The sequence below is a fragment of the Paenibacillus sp. FSL K6-0276 genome, assembly GCF_037977235.1.
In the GTDB taxonomy this organism is placed as follows: Bacteria; Bacillota; Bacilli; order Paenibacillales; family Paenibacillaceae; genus Paenibacillus_AQ.
This window is the reverse complement of sequence record NZ_CP150276.1, coordinates 217,693-233,665: the sequence shown is the minus strand read 5'-3', so window position 1 is coordinate 233,665 and position 15,973 is coordinate 217,693. Positions and strand designations below refer to the sequence as shown.

Genomic DNA, 15,973 nt, shown 5'->3' with positions numbered 1-15,973 from the left:
TAAGGATTCATCAGGATGATATGGTGAGCGGCGGCTCGCAAGTTTCTATCAGCCTTTACCGCCACAAAAAATAAAACAATCAAAGAAATGAAAAAAGACACCTCTCAAGGTGTCTTTCACTTACTCCAAATGGAGCAGAGCCGTGGCATGGCAAATCCATTAGCATGCAAGTATTCCACCGCAACATGCCAAGAGTCAGCAACCATCTATCCTATTACGTGGTGCTAGCACGTCGATTAGCAAGCGCCATCGCGGCGGCATAGCCGGAGCTCCAGGCCCATTGCAGGTTATAGCCGCCGCAATCTCCATCGACATCCATCACTTCACCTGCCAAATACAGCCCAGGCACTAGCTTAGATTCTAGCGTTCCTTCGATTAGCTCAGTCGTATCGATGCCACCGGCTGTTGTTTGTGCATTAGTGAAGCTATTGGTATCGGTCACTTTAAATTCCCAACGCTTCAAGATTCGATAGAATATTTTCTTGGTTTTCCACGATAGATCCTGACAAAGCAGATGCAGCTGTTGATCAATTCCAGCCTCCTTCAGCAGAACCGGAATCAACTTCTTGCTGACGATGCCAATAAGGGAATCAGCAACCGTCCGGTGTCCGAAGATCCCCCAGTGTATTTCCAGAAAATCAATTACCTCTTCCTCCGTGCGGTCCGGCATCAAATCAACCGACAGTGTAACTAATTCTCCTCTTCCGAGATTATACGCAGCCTTTCTGCTTAGCTGGAGGATTGGCGGGCCCGAGATGCCATAGTCCGTAAAAAGAATTTCGCCATACTCACTGCGGATGACTTCATTGTTTACTATAACATGGGCCTGTCCCTCGAATTTGATGCCGGATAGTTCCTTCAAATACGGATAATCCAGCTTCAATTGTACAATACCTGGCACTGGATCGATCATAGTGTGCCCCAGACGTTGGACAAGCGTATAACCGGATCCATCCGTTCCCGTTTTCGGAGCGGTAAGGCCACCTGCACATAGAAAAAGGTATTCGCTGGTATACACAACCTGTTCCTCTGTCTCCGTTTGACATTTTATCGTAAAGCGCGGATGTTCCGTCGAAACGGTAATATCCAACACTTTATTCTTGAAATAGATCGGAACATTCCGGTCCTCCAGCGCAAGCCGAAAAACACCCGGTACAGAAGCAGCTTGCAACGACATCGGATACATCCGACCATCCTCCAAGCTTACAAGAGGAAGCCCGAGCGAGGAGAAAAAATCGATAGTTTGACGGACACCAAATTGCTGCAGTACATGTATTGGAAATCCTGACTGATTGCTGTGATACTTGCGCGATAAAGCGACCGCTTCATCCGTACCGGTCGCCGTGGATTCGTTCGTAATGTTGCAACGCCCATTACCCGTCGTTATTATTTTCTTCCCAAGCCGGTCATTGCCTTCAATAATTGCTGTATCAATACCTTGGTCCCTTGCTGTAACTGCAGCCATTAGACCTGCAGCACCTCCACCGATAATGAACAGTTCGTGGTGCTTAGAAGTCTGATCCTCATACATGTTAATTAATGCATCCCTTTTCCTATAAATTTATTGAATTTGCTTAGCTATCGCCATTGCGGCCGCATAGCCGGAACTCCATGCCCATTGTAGGTTATAGCCGCCGAAATCTCCGTCCACATCCATCACTTCGCCAGCCAAATAAAGTCCAGGCACCAGCTTGGATTCAAGCGTTCCTTCGATTAGTTCAGTCGTATCGATGCCGCCGGCTGTCACTTGCGCATTCGTAAAGCCATTGGTATCCGTCACTTTAAATTCCCAACGCTTCAAGATCCGATAAAATTTCTCCTTAGTTTTCAGCGATAAATCCTGGCAAAGCAGCTGTGGTTGCTGATCTAAGCCGGTCTCCTTTAGTAACACAGAAACAAGCTTCTTGTTGAAGATGCCAACGAGGGAATCCACCACCGTCCGGTGTCCAAAAGTCTCCCAGAGCCTTTCTAAAAACTCAACTAACTCTTTCTCCGTGCGGCCCGGCATCAGATCAACCGATAATTTCACTTGTTCTCCTCTTGCAAGATGAAATGCAGCCTTCCTGCTTAGCTGAAGAATTGGCGGACCGGTAATACCATAATCCGTGAAGGCAATTTCACCCTGTTCACTGCGGACGACTTTACCGTTCACAATGATATGAGCTTGTCCCTGAGATTTGATACTGGACAGTGCCCTCATATTCGGATATTGCAGCTTCAATTGCACAATGGCCGGCAAAGGCTCGACTAGGGTGTGCCCAAGACGTTCGGCAAGCGTATAACCAGGAGGTTCTTTTCCCGCATTCGGACCGGTAAGGCCACCCGCAGATAGAAGTAGATAATCGCTAGTATAAATAACCTCCTCCTCTGTCTCGGTTTGGCATTTTATCGTGAAGCGCGGATGACCTGTTGAAACAGTAACATCCAACACTTTGTTCTTAAGGTATACTGGAACATTCCGATCCTCCAGCGCAAGTTGAAAAATATCCAGCACCGCTGCTGCCTGTAGCGACATCGGATACATTAATCCATCCTTCAATCTTGTAAGCGGAAGCCCGAGAAAGGAGAAAAAATCAATGGTCTGACGAATGCCAAATTGCTCCAATACCGCAAGTGGAAATCCGGGCTGATTACTATGATACTTGCGCGATAAAGCGACCGCTTCATCCGTACCCCTAGCAGTGGATTCATTCGTGATGTTACAACGGCCATCACCTGTCATTAATATCTTCTTTCCAATCCGGTCGTTACTCTCCAGAATGGCAGTATCGATACCCATATCCCGCGCAGTAACAGCGGCCATTAATCCGGCAGCACCTGCGCCGATAATAAACAGCTTGTGGTGCATAGAAGTCTGATTCTCATACATGGTTGGTCAATGCATCCTTTATCCAATTTTTCTGAAAGCACAAAAGCACTTTATTAAATTATAGCATAAGTGTACTGGTTTTCATTTATCTCCTTATTAACTCATCCCATCCTATGTTAGCCTTTTTTATCCCTTTATAGAGTCTTTGGCTAAGGCTACTTAGATTTTAATAAATCACAGTTATATTTCCTAATGGCTACTGGATGGCTACAATTTAGTCCATAAACAAGAAAAAACCCGCTATATTAGCGGGTCTTTCAAATGGAGCCGAACCGTGGCTTTGCAAATCCACAATTCGCCGCAATATGCTGACTCGGATGTTTTCTAACGGCATCTCATTTGCTGTCTCTAAACGACTATAATATTCACAGAAGCTTTACCCATACTCTTCTAGCCATGCAACCCTCCCGTTAAACGAGGGCTATGACGATAGGGTCCTACCGGGACTTGGATTAGGCTGGTTAATCCTTGTGAATTCATCTTGTAGATCTCATCACATAATCGGGCATCAAATCCGAGGAGCGGGTGTCCCCCTAACCCGATAGCTGATGCTGCTAACAGCAAACGCTGTACAAGCATCCCTGCTTCCATCTGTTGGATGCGGTATCCCCTATACCCCATCGTTGTTGTAAGATGATCCTTGCTCCCTGCAATATGAAAACATAGCGGTACTTGGAACAGGTTCACATTATCGGAAGGCATTCCTTGCTGCAGCTGAAGCCGATGATCCCCATGACGTATCAATCGTAACGCATGAGCAGCACTATAATAATGGTAAGCTCCTTCCGGAATACCATCAACGTTATACAGACATACGTACAGTGAGACGCGGGAAACAGAGTTCTCATGGTCTCCATCTAAATCATTCCAATACCTGAAGGAAGCCGTGGCCTCCTGCAACAGTAAGGCCAGCTGCTCTTGGCTTACCTTGCTCAACATAAAATCACTGTCCGGCGAATACCGCTTTCGGCTTACTGACGCCAGATCATACAACAACCGATTCACATGGGGCAGAGCCACCACTTGATCTTCGCAGTGAACGATCTTCTCTTCCCCAATTCGCGGTATCGACTGAAGTGATTCGAATAGGGATGCTTCGTTCATTTTGATTAACATCGGAAATTCCTTGACCCTCCGGGACCGGACGTAATGATCATGCTGAACCGTTGGCAACTCCCGGCATAATTCGGTGGTAGAGACACCCCCTTCTCCTTCATTCCTATTGGCAAACCCAGGGATCCCAGGCTCCACCGACAGCGGAATCACCGCATACACGCTTTCCTCTTGTTCGGATACCCCAAGAAGATGATTCAACCCTCGATCAAGAAACTGGAAATACACCCCCGATGCAAAGCCAAACCGTTTAGCCACTTCCAAGAGCTGCCCGATCAGCGCACCCGCATCAAGTCCTTGCAGGCGGTAGGAAAAGTTATTGTATTTGACGGATTGTCAAGCTAAGTGCGACACTTCGGACATGAAAGATTCGTGAGCAGACTTCCACCCCAGACATTTCCGGGGGCGGTGGTTGATGAGATCTAGGGCGTGGGCAAGCTCCTCATCTGAAACTTGTGCAAAATCATGGCCTTTGGGAAAGAACTCTCGAAGGAGTCCGTTGCCATTCTCGTTAGACCCTCGTTGCCAGGACGAGTAGGGATCAGCAAAGTAGACATCCAGTCCATGAAAGGCTTCCAGAGCGCTATAGCAGGCGAATTCCTTTCCTCGATCCGCAGTAGCCGTTCGGAAAGTTTCTTGCGGATACTGGCTAGCCACAACACCAAAGGCGATCTCCATCGAATGAGCGGTACGGTCGGGCATCTTTACGGCCAGATACATCCGTGTCTTGCGCTCGATAAAGGTCGCGGCACAAGCACGGCTTTTTCCTCGGCTGGAAACCACCGTATCTAGTTCCCAGTGCCCGAAGGAATCTCTCTTTCGTACTCCCTTTGGCCGTTGACTAATGGTTTTCCCCACGAGGAATCGACCACGTGTCTCCAGTGGTTTACGTCGTTTACCCTTATGCCGTAGCACCTTTACTTCGCCTGCAACCAGACGACCTGCATATAGCCAACGGTAGATCGTCTTGAAGCATACGAAGGGTTGACCACTGGCTCTACGCTGTTCAGCAATCTGCTCGGGCGACCAGGTAAGTCGGAGTTTCTCATTGATCTCTCCGGCCAGTTCCGCGGTGAAACGACCTGTCGACTTACTCCCTTGTCGACGTTCGCTATACGCGATCTGAGCGGTCTCAGCAAGATAGGTATTTCCCTTGCCTCCTCGCTTCCGTTCTCTGGCAATGACGGAGTGATGACGTCCAAGTTCTGCCCCAATCGCTCGACTAGACCATCCCAATCCGTATAGTACTTCTAGTTTGCTTCGCTCCGTTATGCTAAGATGAGTGTAACCCATGGTGTGATTCTCCTTGTGTGAATGGTGTGTGGTAACTTCATTCTACACGAATCCCCATGGGCTTTCTCTGTTTAGCTGTCGCACTTCATATTACAATCCGTCATTTAAAAAAGTTTTTCCAAAACATGCTCGATACAAATACAGCACCAAAGCAAGCGGACACGTCATAGCGATTACCAAGAGCCCGTGCTAAATAGGAATCGAAGTCGCCTTCGCGCAGCAACACCAAACGATGATGCGCCACATCATAATGATATACCCCCGCAGGCAAATCCTCTATTTTCAGATACACATATAATTCATTCGGATATAACGCTCCCCCGGAGGGAGAAAATCGCCGATACAGCTGCAGCAGGCCCATGGTTTGCACCATGGAATTCGAGGCAAGGACTGACTGGGACAATTGAGTCAGCCCGAATACGTACCAGAGAAAATGACCCATTCGACGAAGGTCGGGCTTCACCAACGCTTCACTGCCTTCGAGCGTCAGCGGTACTTCCGGAGATAACGGAACCACGGGCAAACCGCGATAGAGCTTATATGCAAGCGGTCCGTCTTCCCAATCCACCACCAAGTCCGGCGGTTTGGTCTTATCAATGTCATAATGCAGATTGTGCAGAAACGCTTCCAGACTCATCCTTGTCCCTCCTTATATGAACGAGGGTGGTCAACCACGCCACGTTATTATACCTATGGAAATGGATGCGGATATGGATTGAGATCTTCTAGCTCAAGTTGCTCCTTCACGTACCCGAGTTCCGCAGGTACCTGGAGCACCCGCTCCAACCCTGCCAGGCGGGTAAAGTGATGTCCAAATGTCATCGGCAGCATCCCAGGGATCAGCACTTTCACGCAATGCAGCCCATACCGATTAATTTCCGGCGCGGTTACATCCACCACGATCACATCGAGATTCAGTCGGTGGAATGCATTAAGAATGTCCTTCAGATCATCCGTTAAATCAGTATGCCTTGCCCCCCGCTCGAATTCCTCTTCAAACGTTCGCAACGGGCGATTTTCATCCAGCAGAAATTGCAGGCGCTCCTGCGCTTGCGGCAATCCGTAAAGCAGTGAATGATCCTCCATCTGCTGCACCAGGGATGAATCATGGAACATTCGAACATACGCCTCCCGGTCCGCATCCAATTTCTCGTCAAGCGACTGCACCATGCCGGCCAACTCGTGAACCGCACTTTTCACGGCCCGTACCGGATCCGGGTGAGCTCCGGCCGTACAGATGAGATTCACTCCTGTTTGCTTCCTGTTTTTCGCTACTCCCCATACACTTGGAATCCCATTCTCCATCGTCGAATTAAAGAAATGCACATCAAACCCCGCCACTGCCTGTAAACGATCGATCATCAATCGCAATTCTTGGTCATTAGCGGAGTTTAGGTCAAGCCGCGGGAGAGGCAGCTGCGAATACCAAGTCATCAGAAACGAATCCCGCTCCACCACTTCCAATATGCCGTAAAAAATAGCCTCTTCCAAACTTCCGCCTAACGCGCACCCGTTGGAAGTTTCAAACACAAAGTTGTGCCCACAGCCCATGCTGTAATAGGCGAGCTGCTCCGGAACTAGAATTGGACGCTCTTGTAAAAACGAATAGCCCCATACCCAATCGATGGGGTGGTCAGGATTAAATGGTGTGAACGGAACCCCCGGTTCAGCATACTGTTCCTCCGTGTGCACCCCTACTTTGACGGGGTCGAGCGCTTGATCTTTCAGATCTCGGAAGCTGCCACGGACTACCGTCCGTTTGCTTCGCGGTGCCAGACCGCAGTACCGCTCCAATCCCTCCAATATGGCGGTCAGCTCGCTCGCCGCATATGAATGAGACCGACCTGCCGTTCCCACGTCCTCTGCAAACAACGGCAGATTCACACTCACATCGGCAAACGGCGACTTAAGGTCAACCATTTTCCCGTTCAAAAAACCGGTCCGACCATCCAGATAGTCTTTCTTCAGAACTTTATCCAGCTCATCCATCGAGCGACAGCGGTAACTGTCTGTGCCGATCTTTGGACTAGGCTGCAGCGAAATATGGGCTGCTGTTGATGAATCGTCCGGCAATTGACTACAAACCGGACACAACGGGTCAGGGAGCACGAGGTGAAGTGTGCTCTCCATCGTTTTCAGGTTGATCAAAAACAGCTTCCCTGCCGATTGAAACGTTTTGCCTTGTAACACCCTTCGTGTCTCTTCTACCAGCAAGTGAGCGACCTGCAAAAGTCCTGTACGTGACGCCCATGCATCACGTGGCATCCCCCCCTGTGTCACCAGCCTCTGCTGCAGCTCCCGCATCTCCTTGCGTTCGCGTCCCGCCATGAGGCGCCGCGTGTCTGCACACTGGGAGCAACCTTGTGTACCCGGACGAACCAGCGGTCCGATCACGCCTTCACCAAATGCAACGAAGCCTCGCAGCCAAGCGATGCCGGCCGGCTGCAGCACCTCTTCTGCCTTTTGATGAACGTAAGGATGCCAAGCATCGTGCAACACCAGAACCAAATCCACCGTTTCAGGTACTCTTGCCTCGAAATCGATCTGACGAACGACATCAAATTGGGCTGACAGTTCCCCATACACGCAGTCTGCCAACACCCCTTCTCCAACAATCACAATGATAGCGCTCACCGGGATCCCTCCTCTCGCAGCACCACGCCAAACACCCCTGCTATTTCCTCCTTCAAGAACGGTTCTACTGCCAGATCAAGGACCAAGAGCCTCTTACGGTTCCGATTCAAAATCTGCAAGGCGGACTGTAGAACCTCTGGTTGTGACGTTGCTTCACATGCAGGGATCTCGAGCCTTATTGGTACCTGTTCTTCCAGATGCACGGATGAAAACTCCAATGCTTGCGATTTGAGGCAATCCGGTTGGTTTTGTGCTGCTAGCAGAGCCTGTTGTAATGCCTTCCGCAAAGCCATTGTCACATTTAAGCCTACATTGCCATACCAACCATCCCTCGTACCGATCCACACCACAGGAAATCCGGACACTTCCTCTCCCAAGGCGATCATCGGCTCTCCCTTCATTGTCGTTAATGCCTGCAAATAAAAAAGGCAGTGTTTATCTACTACCGTACCTAACTGTACCCGGGAGACAAAAGGCAACTGACACGCCTGCTGCGTGCCCAGTACTTCGTCCAAACACCTTTGCAACCCTCGGCAAATACCTTCTGCAACCGTTTCTCCTGCTCCTATGCCAATAAACTCCTGCGTTTCTATCCTGCTGCCCTCTACTCCCTGATGGGAGGGCAGCGTAGAAACGAGCAGACCGGCTATTCTCGACACATATGCTTCAATCCCAGCTAGCCCCGCTTCCCGCCGCGCCTCCTCATGCGTCAGATCGGTACAGATCATGTCCGGCAGCAGCCCAGCCGGTCCTTCCGATAGCGGATCAATTGCCTGAACGCGACACTGAGAGAGCGGCAGCTGCTTTAAATACCCCTCCTCCCAAACATGAAAAATTCCTGATTCCGTCGATGTCAATCGGCTGAAGTAAGGAATCAATCCGTTATCACTTTTGTTGGATCTCCGTTCAAGCTGTAGATCGAAATCATGAATCCATTCAGGTGTGCTAAGTCCGGTCACAAGCGGATGAGGCATGAACGAATGCCACTTTCCTTCCAAAGTCTCCAGATCTAACAGATAAAATCGATTATTCTGTTCTGAATCGTTCGCTCCCGTCAACTTTTTAAATAATTCAAACACGATCACATTGGCCAACATCGCTCCCGCTGTGGAAGAAAAGGTGTGCAATTGCGGGTCTTTAGAAATCGCAGATTGGTGTATGCGACGCCATGCTGACTCCCAGCATCCCTCAACGTCCGGATGCACTAGCGGTCCCGCCAGACCCACCTGTTGCAAGCATACAGCAGAAAGAAACACCTTCTTCTCCTCCCTGCAAGCGGCATGAAAAGCTTGAAGTCCCTCGATATCGTCCTCCCGTGACACGAACAAAATCGAATCAAACGGCCTCACAACCTCCCGCCAACAACTCCCCTCCTCCTTTTGCAAGGTAACCTCCTCAACTGCCACCTCGGAATCCGTTTTATGGGCATGTACCGCCAGTTCTGCCATCCGTTGCCGATCAGTCGATTCTGAACCCGATACCAGGACATAAAACTTGGGCAACCCGGATTCAAGCAGCGCAGAAATCGCCGAGATCAAAAATGGACCAGAACCGACCACCAATACTTTGGCCTGACGATAGGACTGAAACCGATACGCACCCGAATCACCGAAATGATCCAAAAACTCAATTTGAGAAGCATACTTTTTGAGAACCTCTTCCGGCAATTGATGTGGAGCATCTTGGCTCACATCTTGCGCAAAGCCGTTACGATATAAAACTTCTGCAATTTCATATACCTGGTTACGGTGTTGGTCCGGCAATCCGTCTGTCAAATCCCCCAATCTATGCTCCCCATTGAATATCGGTATCAGCTTTTCAATCCACTGATCGATCGCCTCACCTTCCATGCGGAACGAGCTTACATTGTTTCGAAAATACACACCTCTCGAATCAGGGAGAAAAAATGTATCCCTTTTCACCTTTAGACACATGGAAGGGTTCAAATCTGTCATTCTATTCCTCCTCCGTAAACTGTTCTCAATCTGCCCCAACACTTCACAAATAATCTTATGTACAGCTATTTGTCCCTCATGTCTGTAACTTTTAGACTTCTGTCCTTTCATTGCCAACGCAAAACACCCCCTAAATTAGATTAGATTAACCCAGGGGTTTTGGGTTTTTCTAATATCTATTTTAGGGGGCGCACATCAAATTGATTCAGGGACCTTTCTCTTCTCATTAAGCAGCCGCTGTCTCCGTTAGAAAATTAGTAATAGTAGGCACAAACATTACCTTATCGGGTAAAAGACACCTTATCGTCCTCCACGGTGACAGTTGTGGCAGTTCTGGCAGTTCTGGCAGTTGTGGCAGTTATGACAGTTATGACAGTTATGGCAATTGAAGCAGTTGTGACAATTGAAACAATTGAAGAAGCAATTAAAACAATTGAAGAAGCATAGACGAGCTGATTGTTCTTCGTTTTGAGCGTTCCAAGGAGTCACCTCACTCGCCTTAAATTTGGAAACATTCAATTTCGCTAAATCATTTTGGAAATCACTCATACTCTTACCTCCATTTTTAATAAATCGTTTTGCTGGAAGAATAAACTGGCACTGGATGAAGAACAGAACCAAGATGATCAAGTAGAAACGACTGCCTCTGTGAGATCCGCCAATTCTAATACTCATGACAACATATGAATCGAGTTCCGCTCTTGTTACTGATCTAAATGCCTATATTTTATTTTTCTTCGTTAATTCAAGTTGGAAATTGCCTCTCCCTCTTAGCTGAGACTCATCAATATAAAAAAGAGCTTTTCCTACTGAACAGAGTTATACGGTGAAATGCAAAAAGGAACCTGCCACCTTTACAGTGGAAAGCTCCTTTTTCGTTGTTGTGGATTTACAGTATGGAGCCGAGCCGTGGCTTGGTAAATCCACAACTCACCGCCGCGTGAAGTTGAGCAGGTTGGGGAGAGATAGCGTAAAGCTTTAAATAGAGATAGTGGCGTCATAACCAGTTTTTCTTTACTACTTTTTGATAAAGAATTCATAATTGTATTTAGTATTAAATACCATTGCAAAAAAGTAACATACCTCTATTTTCAGAACAATGAACTTAAACCAATCGCCACTTGCGCAACCATTACTCTCTCATCTCTTCCCGCACAGGCTTCACATGCTGCGGAATTTCACGCTCCGGGATGGGAACGTACTCGATATCGAAAGAACCACTATACCCGAAAAGCGGGCCGAAGAATTTGTTGTTCACCTTTACGTCAATTCGGAACTTCTCCTTCTCATCGTCGTACCACTCACAGACATCGGCATAACCGGAGAACATCATTGGAAACCGAAAGCCTAGAATCCCCTCATAAAAATATTGCTTCCCTGACCGCAGCCTCATACCGCCATTCTCCGCAACGAACATATCAATTTCCACGGCCAAATGCTGGTGCGTGCCTAGATAGTCAATGATTTTTTGTCTTTTCTCGCTGTAAATCATTGTGGCGTCAAAGCGTCTGACCCGATTGGGAAAATGATACGTTCGAACCCAAGTAACAGTCTCTCGCCCGAAGCTATCCTGGTAAGCGTAATTCTCAATTGTGAAAGGGATTTGTGCCCCTCCCTGCGGGAAAAGGATGTTCCGCCACGTACCGAGGGCCAGGAACGGCAGCGTATACCATTTTCCATACCAGACCTGTTCCATAATCCCTGTGCCGATGGATGCTATTTGATTCTCGCTGCCGAAGCCAAATCGCTTCTGAATCTGGGGGTGAAGCTTGGCGAAGTCTTCACCAAGGACCTTATCGTAGATTGAGGTCATGCTTATTTCCTCCTTCACGAGAGCTACGCAGACACCTTGCGGCACTCGGAATCTCCGATGTGCTCAGTAAACTGATCATAGACAAGGCAATCATCGCCACATTCAGAGTGATCGGATTGAATGGCGCGACATAGGTCGCTGGATGTGCCCACGCGCTTAATCCAAGTAGGATTAGGATCACTATATTGGTCTTATGCAGAACCTTCCGCTTCTTTCCTCGCAGGATGAGGAATAAGAGGCCTAATCCGATTTCACCTAACCCCAACAAAGTCAGGAGGGGTCTCTCATAACCAGCAAGACCAGCTATCCCTCGCAAAATATCCATCTCTCCCGAGTCCGGTACTAATAGCTTAGGCACCAGTCCTTGATACACCCAAATCATAAACAGGCTGAGCGTTTGTATTAGCTCTATAATAGAGCGCCTAAATGATACACTTGGGGGAGTCCCCTGCTCCAGCCAAAGACGTAAACTGTCAAAACTCCAGGCTGTCGCCCACCCCATTATCGGTCGAAATAGAAACCGATCGAGCCAACTGCCGAATGTGCCAAAACGTGTCCTGTAATCATATCTAGTTAAGAAGCGAATACCGTCATCTGTCGGTACATACCGCCAGAAACCACTCCCCTCAGATATTAGTGATATCGGATTGGCGGAACTGAATTTCAGGCTAGAGGTCATGATGCCTTCCTTCTCCATCGAACCGGCCGTCTCGCCTTCTCCAGCAATACTGAGTCCAAAGCCGATATTGGTCTTATATAAAAAGCGCTGAGGCTGTTCTTCATGGGTTTTGGGCATATAAGTAATCTCTGAGAACCTTAAATCCCATTGTTGATGTATGTCAGGCGTCTGGGTGTATGTCCACAGCGTTTCCATTGTTGTTTTCATAAGGATTTCTACATAAATGGGTTTTCTTTTGACCATGGTTACCTCCTACTGCCTCCATTATTTAATCTTCTATATCATTCGACTTAATTGGATATTTCCCCTTTTATAGTATAAATAACTATGGTCCTGTTACGGATGGTACACATTACGTTAATTACTATATCTTTTGAAATATTAGAGTCGCCTCATCTCATTTGTAACAGTTGTGTAACGCAAAAAAAAGCTTGCCACCGTACTTCAGTGGCACAGCTCCTTTTGGTTTTGTGGATTTACAGTATGGTGGAGAGGGGAGTCGAACCCCTGTCCAAAGATAACGGCACATAAGCTTCTACGGATGTAGTCACAGTTTTGATGTTACCCGAGTATCGCTCCTCATCCAAAGAAAGTTTTATAGAAGACGAACCATAATATTTACACCGATGCTTGTGACTGAATTGCAGCTTAAATTCTCAGCATGTAGTCCAAATGATGCCGTTCCTCTCTTATGTGAAACTGAAACATACCACGTAAATACTTAACTCGTAAGAATGGCTGCGCAATCACATCATTTAACTTCCCATCCGCTGCAGTAATAATATCATTCACTTGCCTCCTCAATCTATCTATAACCTCAGCGAAGGACGGCGGCTCTTCAGTCCACGCACTAGGCCTGCTTCATTTTTTGAAACATATATAATAATATTGTGGCATGAATAAGTTTCGTTGACCTTTACTTGGCCTTCTTCAACGCTGGGTATTAAACGTTCTCCTGAGGCATAGATCTTGAGGAGCTCGAGAGAATATTTTTGAAAAGCAGATTAAATTCTTTAACTGCCTATCCTTTTGAAGATCCAAACATACAAATGTATGGTTCACAACATTCACCATCTACCAAAGCAGCTATTTTATTGCCCCCGAACTATAGCATGGCTAAAATTATCAAATCTCTCGCCCGGAAAAATATAATGGTAGAACCCATGGAGTAGCACTCTTACATCATTTCCCAAAACAAAATATTCTCAAATTGGATGTTTCCACCAATGATGTGAATCGAATTGGTTATGGTATTGAGCTAGTTATGAATGTAATAATATTAGAAAAACCAGCCAGAGGAAGTCTCTTCCTCTCGCTGGTTTGTTTTGTTCTAAAGAGTTTCTCTCCCATGCGGGAAGTACATCACTGGTTATGGATGTTGAATTTCTTAATATTGTCCTCCAGATCCTTAGAAAGTCCCTGCAGCTGAGTCAGATAACCTGCTATATCATCAATCGTAGCCAGCTGTTCCTCTGCTGCCGCGGACACCTCTTGGGTAATGGCGGCATTCTCTTCCGTAATCGCTGAGATACTGGTGAAGATGTCTGTGAGTTCATGGCGTTTTTCAACCATCAACTGGACCTGGTCGTCAACCTGGTTCGTCATGTCCATTTGGCTGTTCACGGACACCATAATATCGTTAAAGATGGATTCGGTTTCTCGAACCGCCGTTTCCTGGTCTATAAATAGTTCGCGGGATGTGCCGATGGCCTGAACAGCCGCTCCCACCTGGTTTTTTACAGTTGAAATAATGTGACTGATATTATTCGCAGCAGAAGCTGATTGCTCCGCGAGCTTGCGGATCTCGGCAGCTACCACGGAGAATCCCCGCCCATGTTCACCTGCTCTTGAAGCCTCAATGGACGCATTTAGAGCCAGCAAATTCGTCTGAGCGGAGATTTCAAGAATCGTACCGAGTATGCCGCTGATTTCACCAGTGCTGCCACTCACATGATTAATAGCTTGTGCTGTTTCCTCAGAAGCTCGTTGTGTGCTGTTAAATTTCCCTACTAACTCCTGTACAATTACGATACCGCGTTGGTTCAATTCGGCTGTACGACGAGTAAGATCCAGTATTTCCTGAGCGGATGCAGTAACTTGATCGATCGCTCCGCCGAGCTGTTCAACTCTTTCAGAGCCCTCCATAACATTGTTAGCTTCATCACTAGAAGCGGAAGCAAGTTGAATGATGGACTCGGTAATGAGTGAGGAAGCATTTTGTGTCTGATCCATGCTGTCTGTAAGTTTATCCGCCGATTGAGAGACAATTTGCCCCGAAGTAGAAATGCCGCCGATCATGTTCTGCATATCCCACTTCATCGCATCGATAGCCCGTACCATGGTGCCTACTTCACTTCGCTTGTTAAGCATAGATTGTGGAATATCGACCGCCAAGTCACCACTGCCGATCTGCTGCAAATACTGAACAGCCGCATTTATCGGCTTCGTAATCGCGCCAGCTAAATACAAAGCTACTCCGATGGCGATAACAGCGATAACAGCCATGATGAGGAAAATAATGTTTTGGATCGCATTGACTGATTCCGCTACTTCACTCTCGTCCATGATTGCAATATATTTCCAACCATTCTCCGGTGATACGTAGACACTAGCCTTGTAGTTCTGCTTATTCAAGGTGATGTCCAAATTTTTACCTGCCAGTTTGTCAATGTCAGCAAATTCGGCTATACCCAGAGCCTTTAGATTTTTAAAGTTGATTTCCGGGTTCTTAGGATTTGCGAGGATCGTACCGGTTTGATCTGCCAAGATGACATAGCCGGCTTTACCGATCTTCATGTTATTGATGGTATCGGTCAGAAAGTCCAAACTTACGTCTACACCTTGGACACCAACGATGTTACCTGTGTCATCCTTAATGGTAACCGAAGAGCTGACGATCGGAATACCTGTGGTAAAGGCAGCGTAAGCACCCGAGCGCACGATTTTGTCGGGATTCTCAACCGCCTGGGTGTACCAGGCTCTTGATCTCGGTTCAAATTTATCGGTGGAAGTACCATCTGGCCATTGTATGTATCCGCCATCCTTTGTTCCCAAATAGATATAGGGCACATTTAGATGTGTCTTAGAATATTCCAAGAAAAAGTTATAAATCTTAGCTTCTATTCCTCCATTTTTAGCTGGAGTCATCTGAAGAGTTCCATCTGCTCCTACTACATCCACATAAGAGGTGATGGAACTGTCGATCTTCTTGACGAGTGGGCTCTTGGCAAAGTATTCAACCGATTCATTCACGGTAGTAAAGTACAAGTCTATAGCACTGCTAACTTGTTCGATTTCCTTCCGAGTTGCATCGTAGAAATCCTCCGTCATTTCCTCCTTAACTTGCCGGTTGATCCCGAGTCCCATCGATAATGTCGACAGCAATACCAGGACCACCATCGTAATCAATAGTTGAAGCTTTAGATTCCACTGCAGTTTCTTTCTCAAGTTGTTTCTCCTCCATCTTGTTATGTAAACATTGAATTGTGTCTTACATAACTATCGGTAAAAGAATGGGTTTTGTTATATATTGTCGAATTCCATTCATTTATTCAGAGGAAATGACGATAACTGTTACAGGGAGAGAAAATGAGCATTAAGAACTAATTAATAAAAGA

10 protein-coding genes and 2 pseudogenes are annotated in these 15,973 nt (G+C 47.1%); 2 read left to right on the top strand and 10 right to left on the bottom strand.

Annotated elements, in window-relative coordinates:
• Nucleotides 1-214: 214 nt before the first annotated feature.
• The 7 genes and pseudogenes from MHH52_RS01115 to MHH52_RS01085 form a co-directional block, all read right to left on the bottom strand.
• On the bottom strand, nucleotides 215-1,531 hold the full coding sequence (locus MHH52_RS01115; RefSeq protein ID WP_340006102.1) for an NAD(P)/FAD-dependent oxidoreductase: 1,317 nt from the start codon (nucleotides 1,529-1,531) through the stop codon (nucleotides 215-217).
• 30 nt (nucleotides 1,532-1,561) lie between these two features.
• Nucleotides 1,562-2,869 carry an aminoacetone oxidase family FAD-binding enzyme gene (locus tag MHH52_RS01110; protein WP_340006101.1) on the bottom strand — a complete coding sequence of 436 codons (1,308 nt, stop codon included), beginning with the start codon at nucleotides 2,867-2,869 and terminating at the stop codon, nucleotides 1,562-1,564.
• 390 nt (nucleotides 2,870-3,259) lie between these two features.
• A pseudogene (locus MHH52_RS01105) lies at nucleotides 3,260-4,309 on the bottom strand (nitroreductase family protein); the annotation flags it as partial.
• Between the two features lie 9 nt (nucleotides 4,310-4,318).
• A complete protein-coding gene (locus MHH52_RS01100) occupies nucleotides 4,319-5,275 on the bottom strand; it encodes an IS30 family transposase (RefSeq protein ID WP_340003901.1) in 957 nt (318 codons plus the stop codon).
• 103 nt (nucleotides 5,276-5,378) lie between these two features.
• A pseudogene (locus MHH52_RS01095) lies at nucleotides 5,379-5,912 on the bottom strand (SagB family peptide dehydrogenase); the annotation flags it as partial.
• Nucleotides 5,913-5,965: 53 nt separating this feature from the next.
• Nucleotides 5,966-7,909 carry a TOMM precursor leader peptide-binding protein gene (locus MHH52_RS01090; RefSeq protein ID WP_340006100.1) on the bottom strand — a complete coding sequence of 648 codons (1,944 nt, stop codon included), beginning with the start codon at nucleotides 7,907-7,909 and terminating at the stop codon, nucleotides 5,966-5,968.
• Nucleotides 7,906-9,864: a putative thiazole-containing bacteriocin maturation protein gene (locus MHH52_RS01085; RefSeq protein WP_340006099.1), complete on the bottom strand. Its 1,959-nt coding sequence runs from the start codon at nucleotides 9,862-9,864 to the stop codon at nucleotides 7,906-7,908. Before MHH52_RS01085 ends, MHH52_RS01090 begins: the two co-directional genes overlap by 4 nt.
• A 315-nt stretch (nucleotides 9,865-10,179) precedes the next feature.
• On the opposite strand from MHH52_RS01085, the gene MHH52_RS01080 reads away from it, so the two are divergent.
• Nucleotides 10,180-10,311 (top strand): hypothetical protein, encoded by a 132-nt coding sequence (locus tag MHH52_RS01080; RefSeq protein ID WP_340006097.1) that lies wholly within the window; start codon nucleotides 10,180-10,182, stop codon nucleotides 10,309-10,311.
• Nucleotides 10,312-10,690: 379 nt separating this feature from the next.
• Complete coding sequence (locus MHH52_RS01075) at nucleotides 10,691-10,846, top strand: hypothetical protein (protein WP_340006096.1); 156 nt, start codon at nucleotides 10,691-10,693, stop codon at nucleotides 10,844-10,846.
• 150 nt (nucleotides 10,847-10,996) lie between these two features.
• Here MHH52_RS01075 and MHH52_RS01070 read toward each other — a convergent pair whose 3' ends face one another.
• From MHH52_RS01070 to MHH52_RS01060, 3 genes are all read right to left on the bottom strand, one after another.
• Nucleotides 10,997-11,677, bottom strand: a complete 681-nt coding sequence (locus tag MHH52_RS01070; RefSeq protein WP_313636613.1) for a DUF4166 domain-containing protein — start codon at nucleotides 11,675-11,677, stop codon at nucleotides 10,997-10,999.
• A complete protein-coding gene (locus tag MHH52_RS01065; RefSeq protein WP_313636614.1) occupies nucleotides 11,658-12,599 on the bottom strand; it encodes a DoxX-like family protein in 942 nt (313 codons plus the stop codon). The genes MHH52_RS01070 and MHH52_RS01065 overlap by 20 nt, the downstream gene beginning before the upstream one ends.
• 1,119 nt (nucleotides 12,600-13,718) lie before the next feature.
• The gene (locus tag MHH52_RS01060; RefSeq protein WP_340006094.1) at nucleotides 13,719-15,803 is read right to left on the bottom strand and encodes a methyl-accepting chemotaxis protein; all 2,085 of its coding nucleotides are present in this window, start codon (nucleotides 15,801-15,803) and stop codon (nucleotides 13,719-13,721) included.
• Between the last annotated feature and the right edge of the window lie 170 nt (nucleotides 15,804-15,973).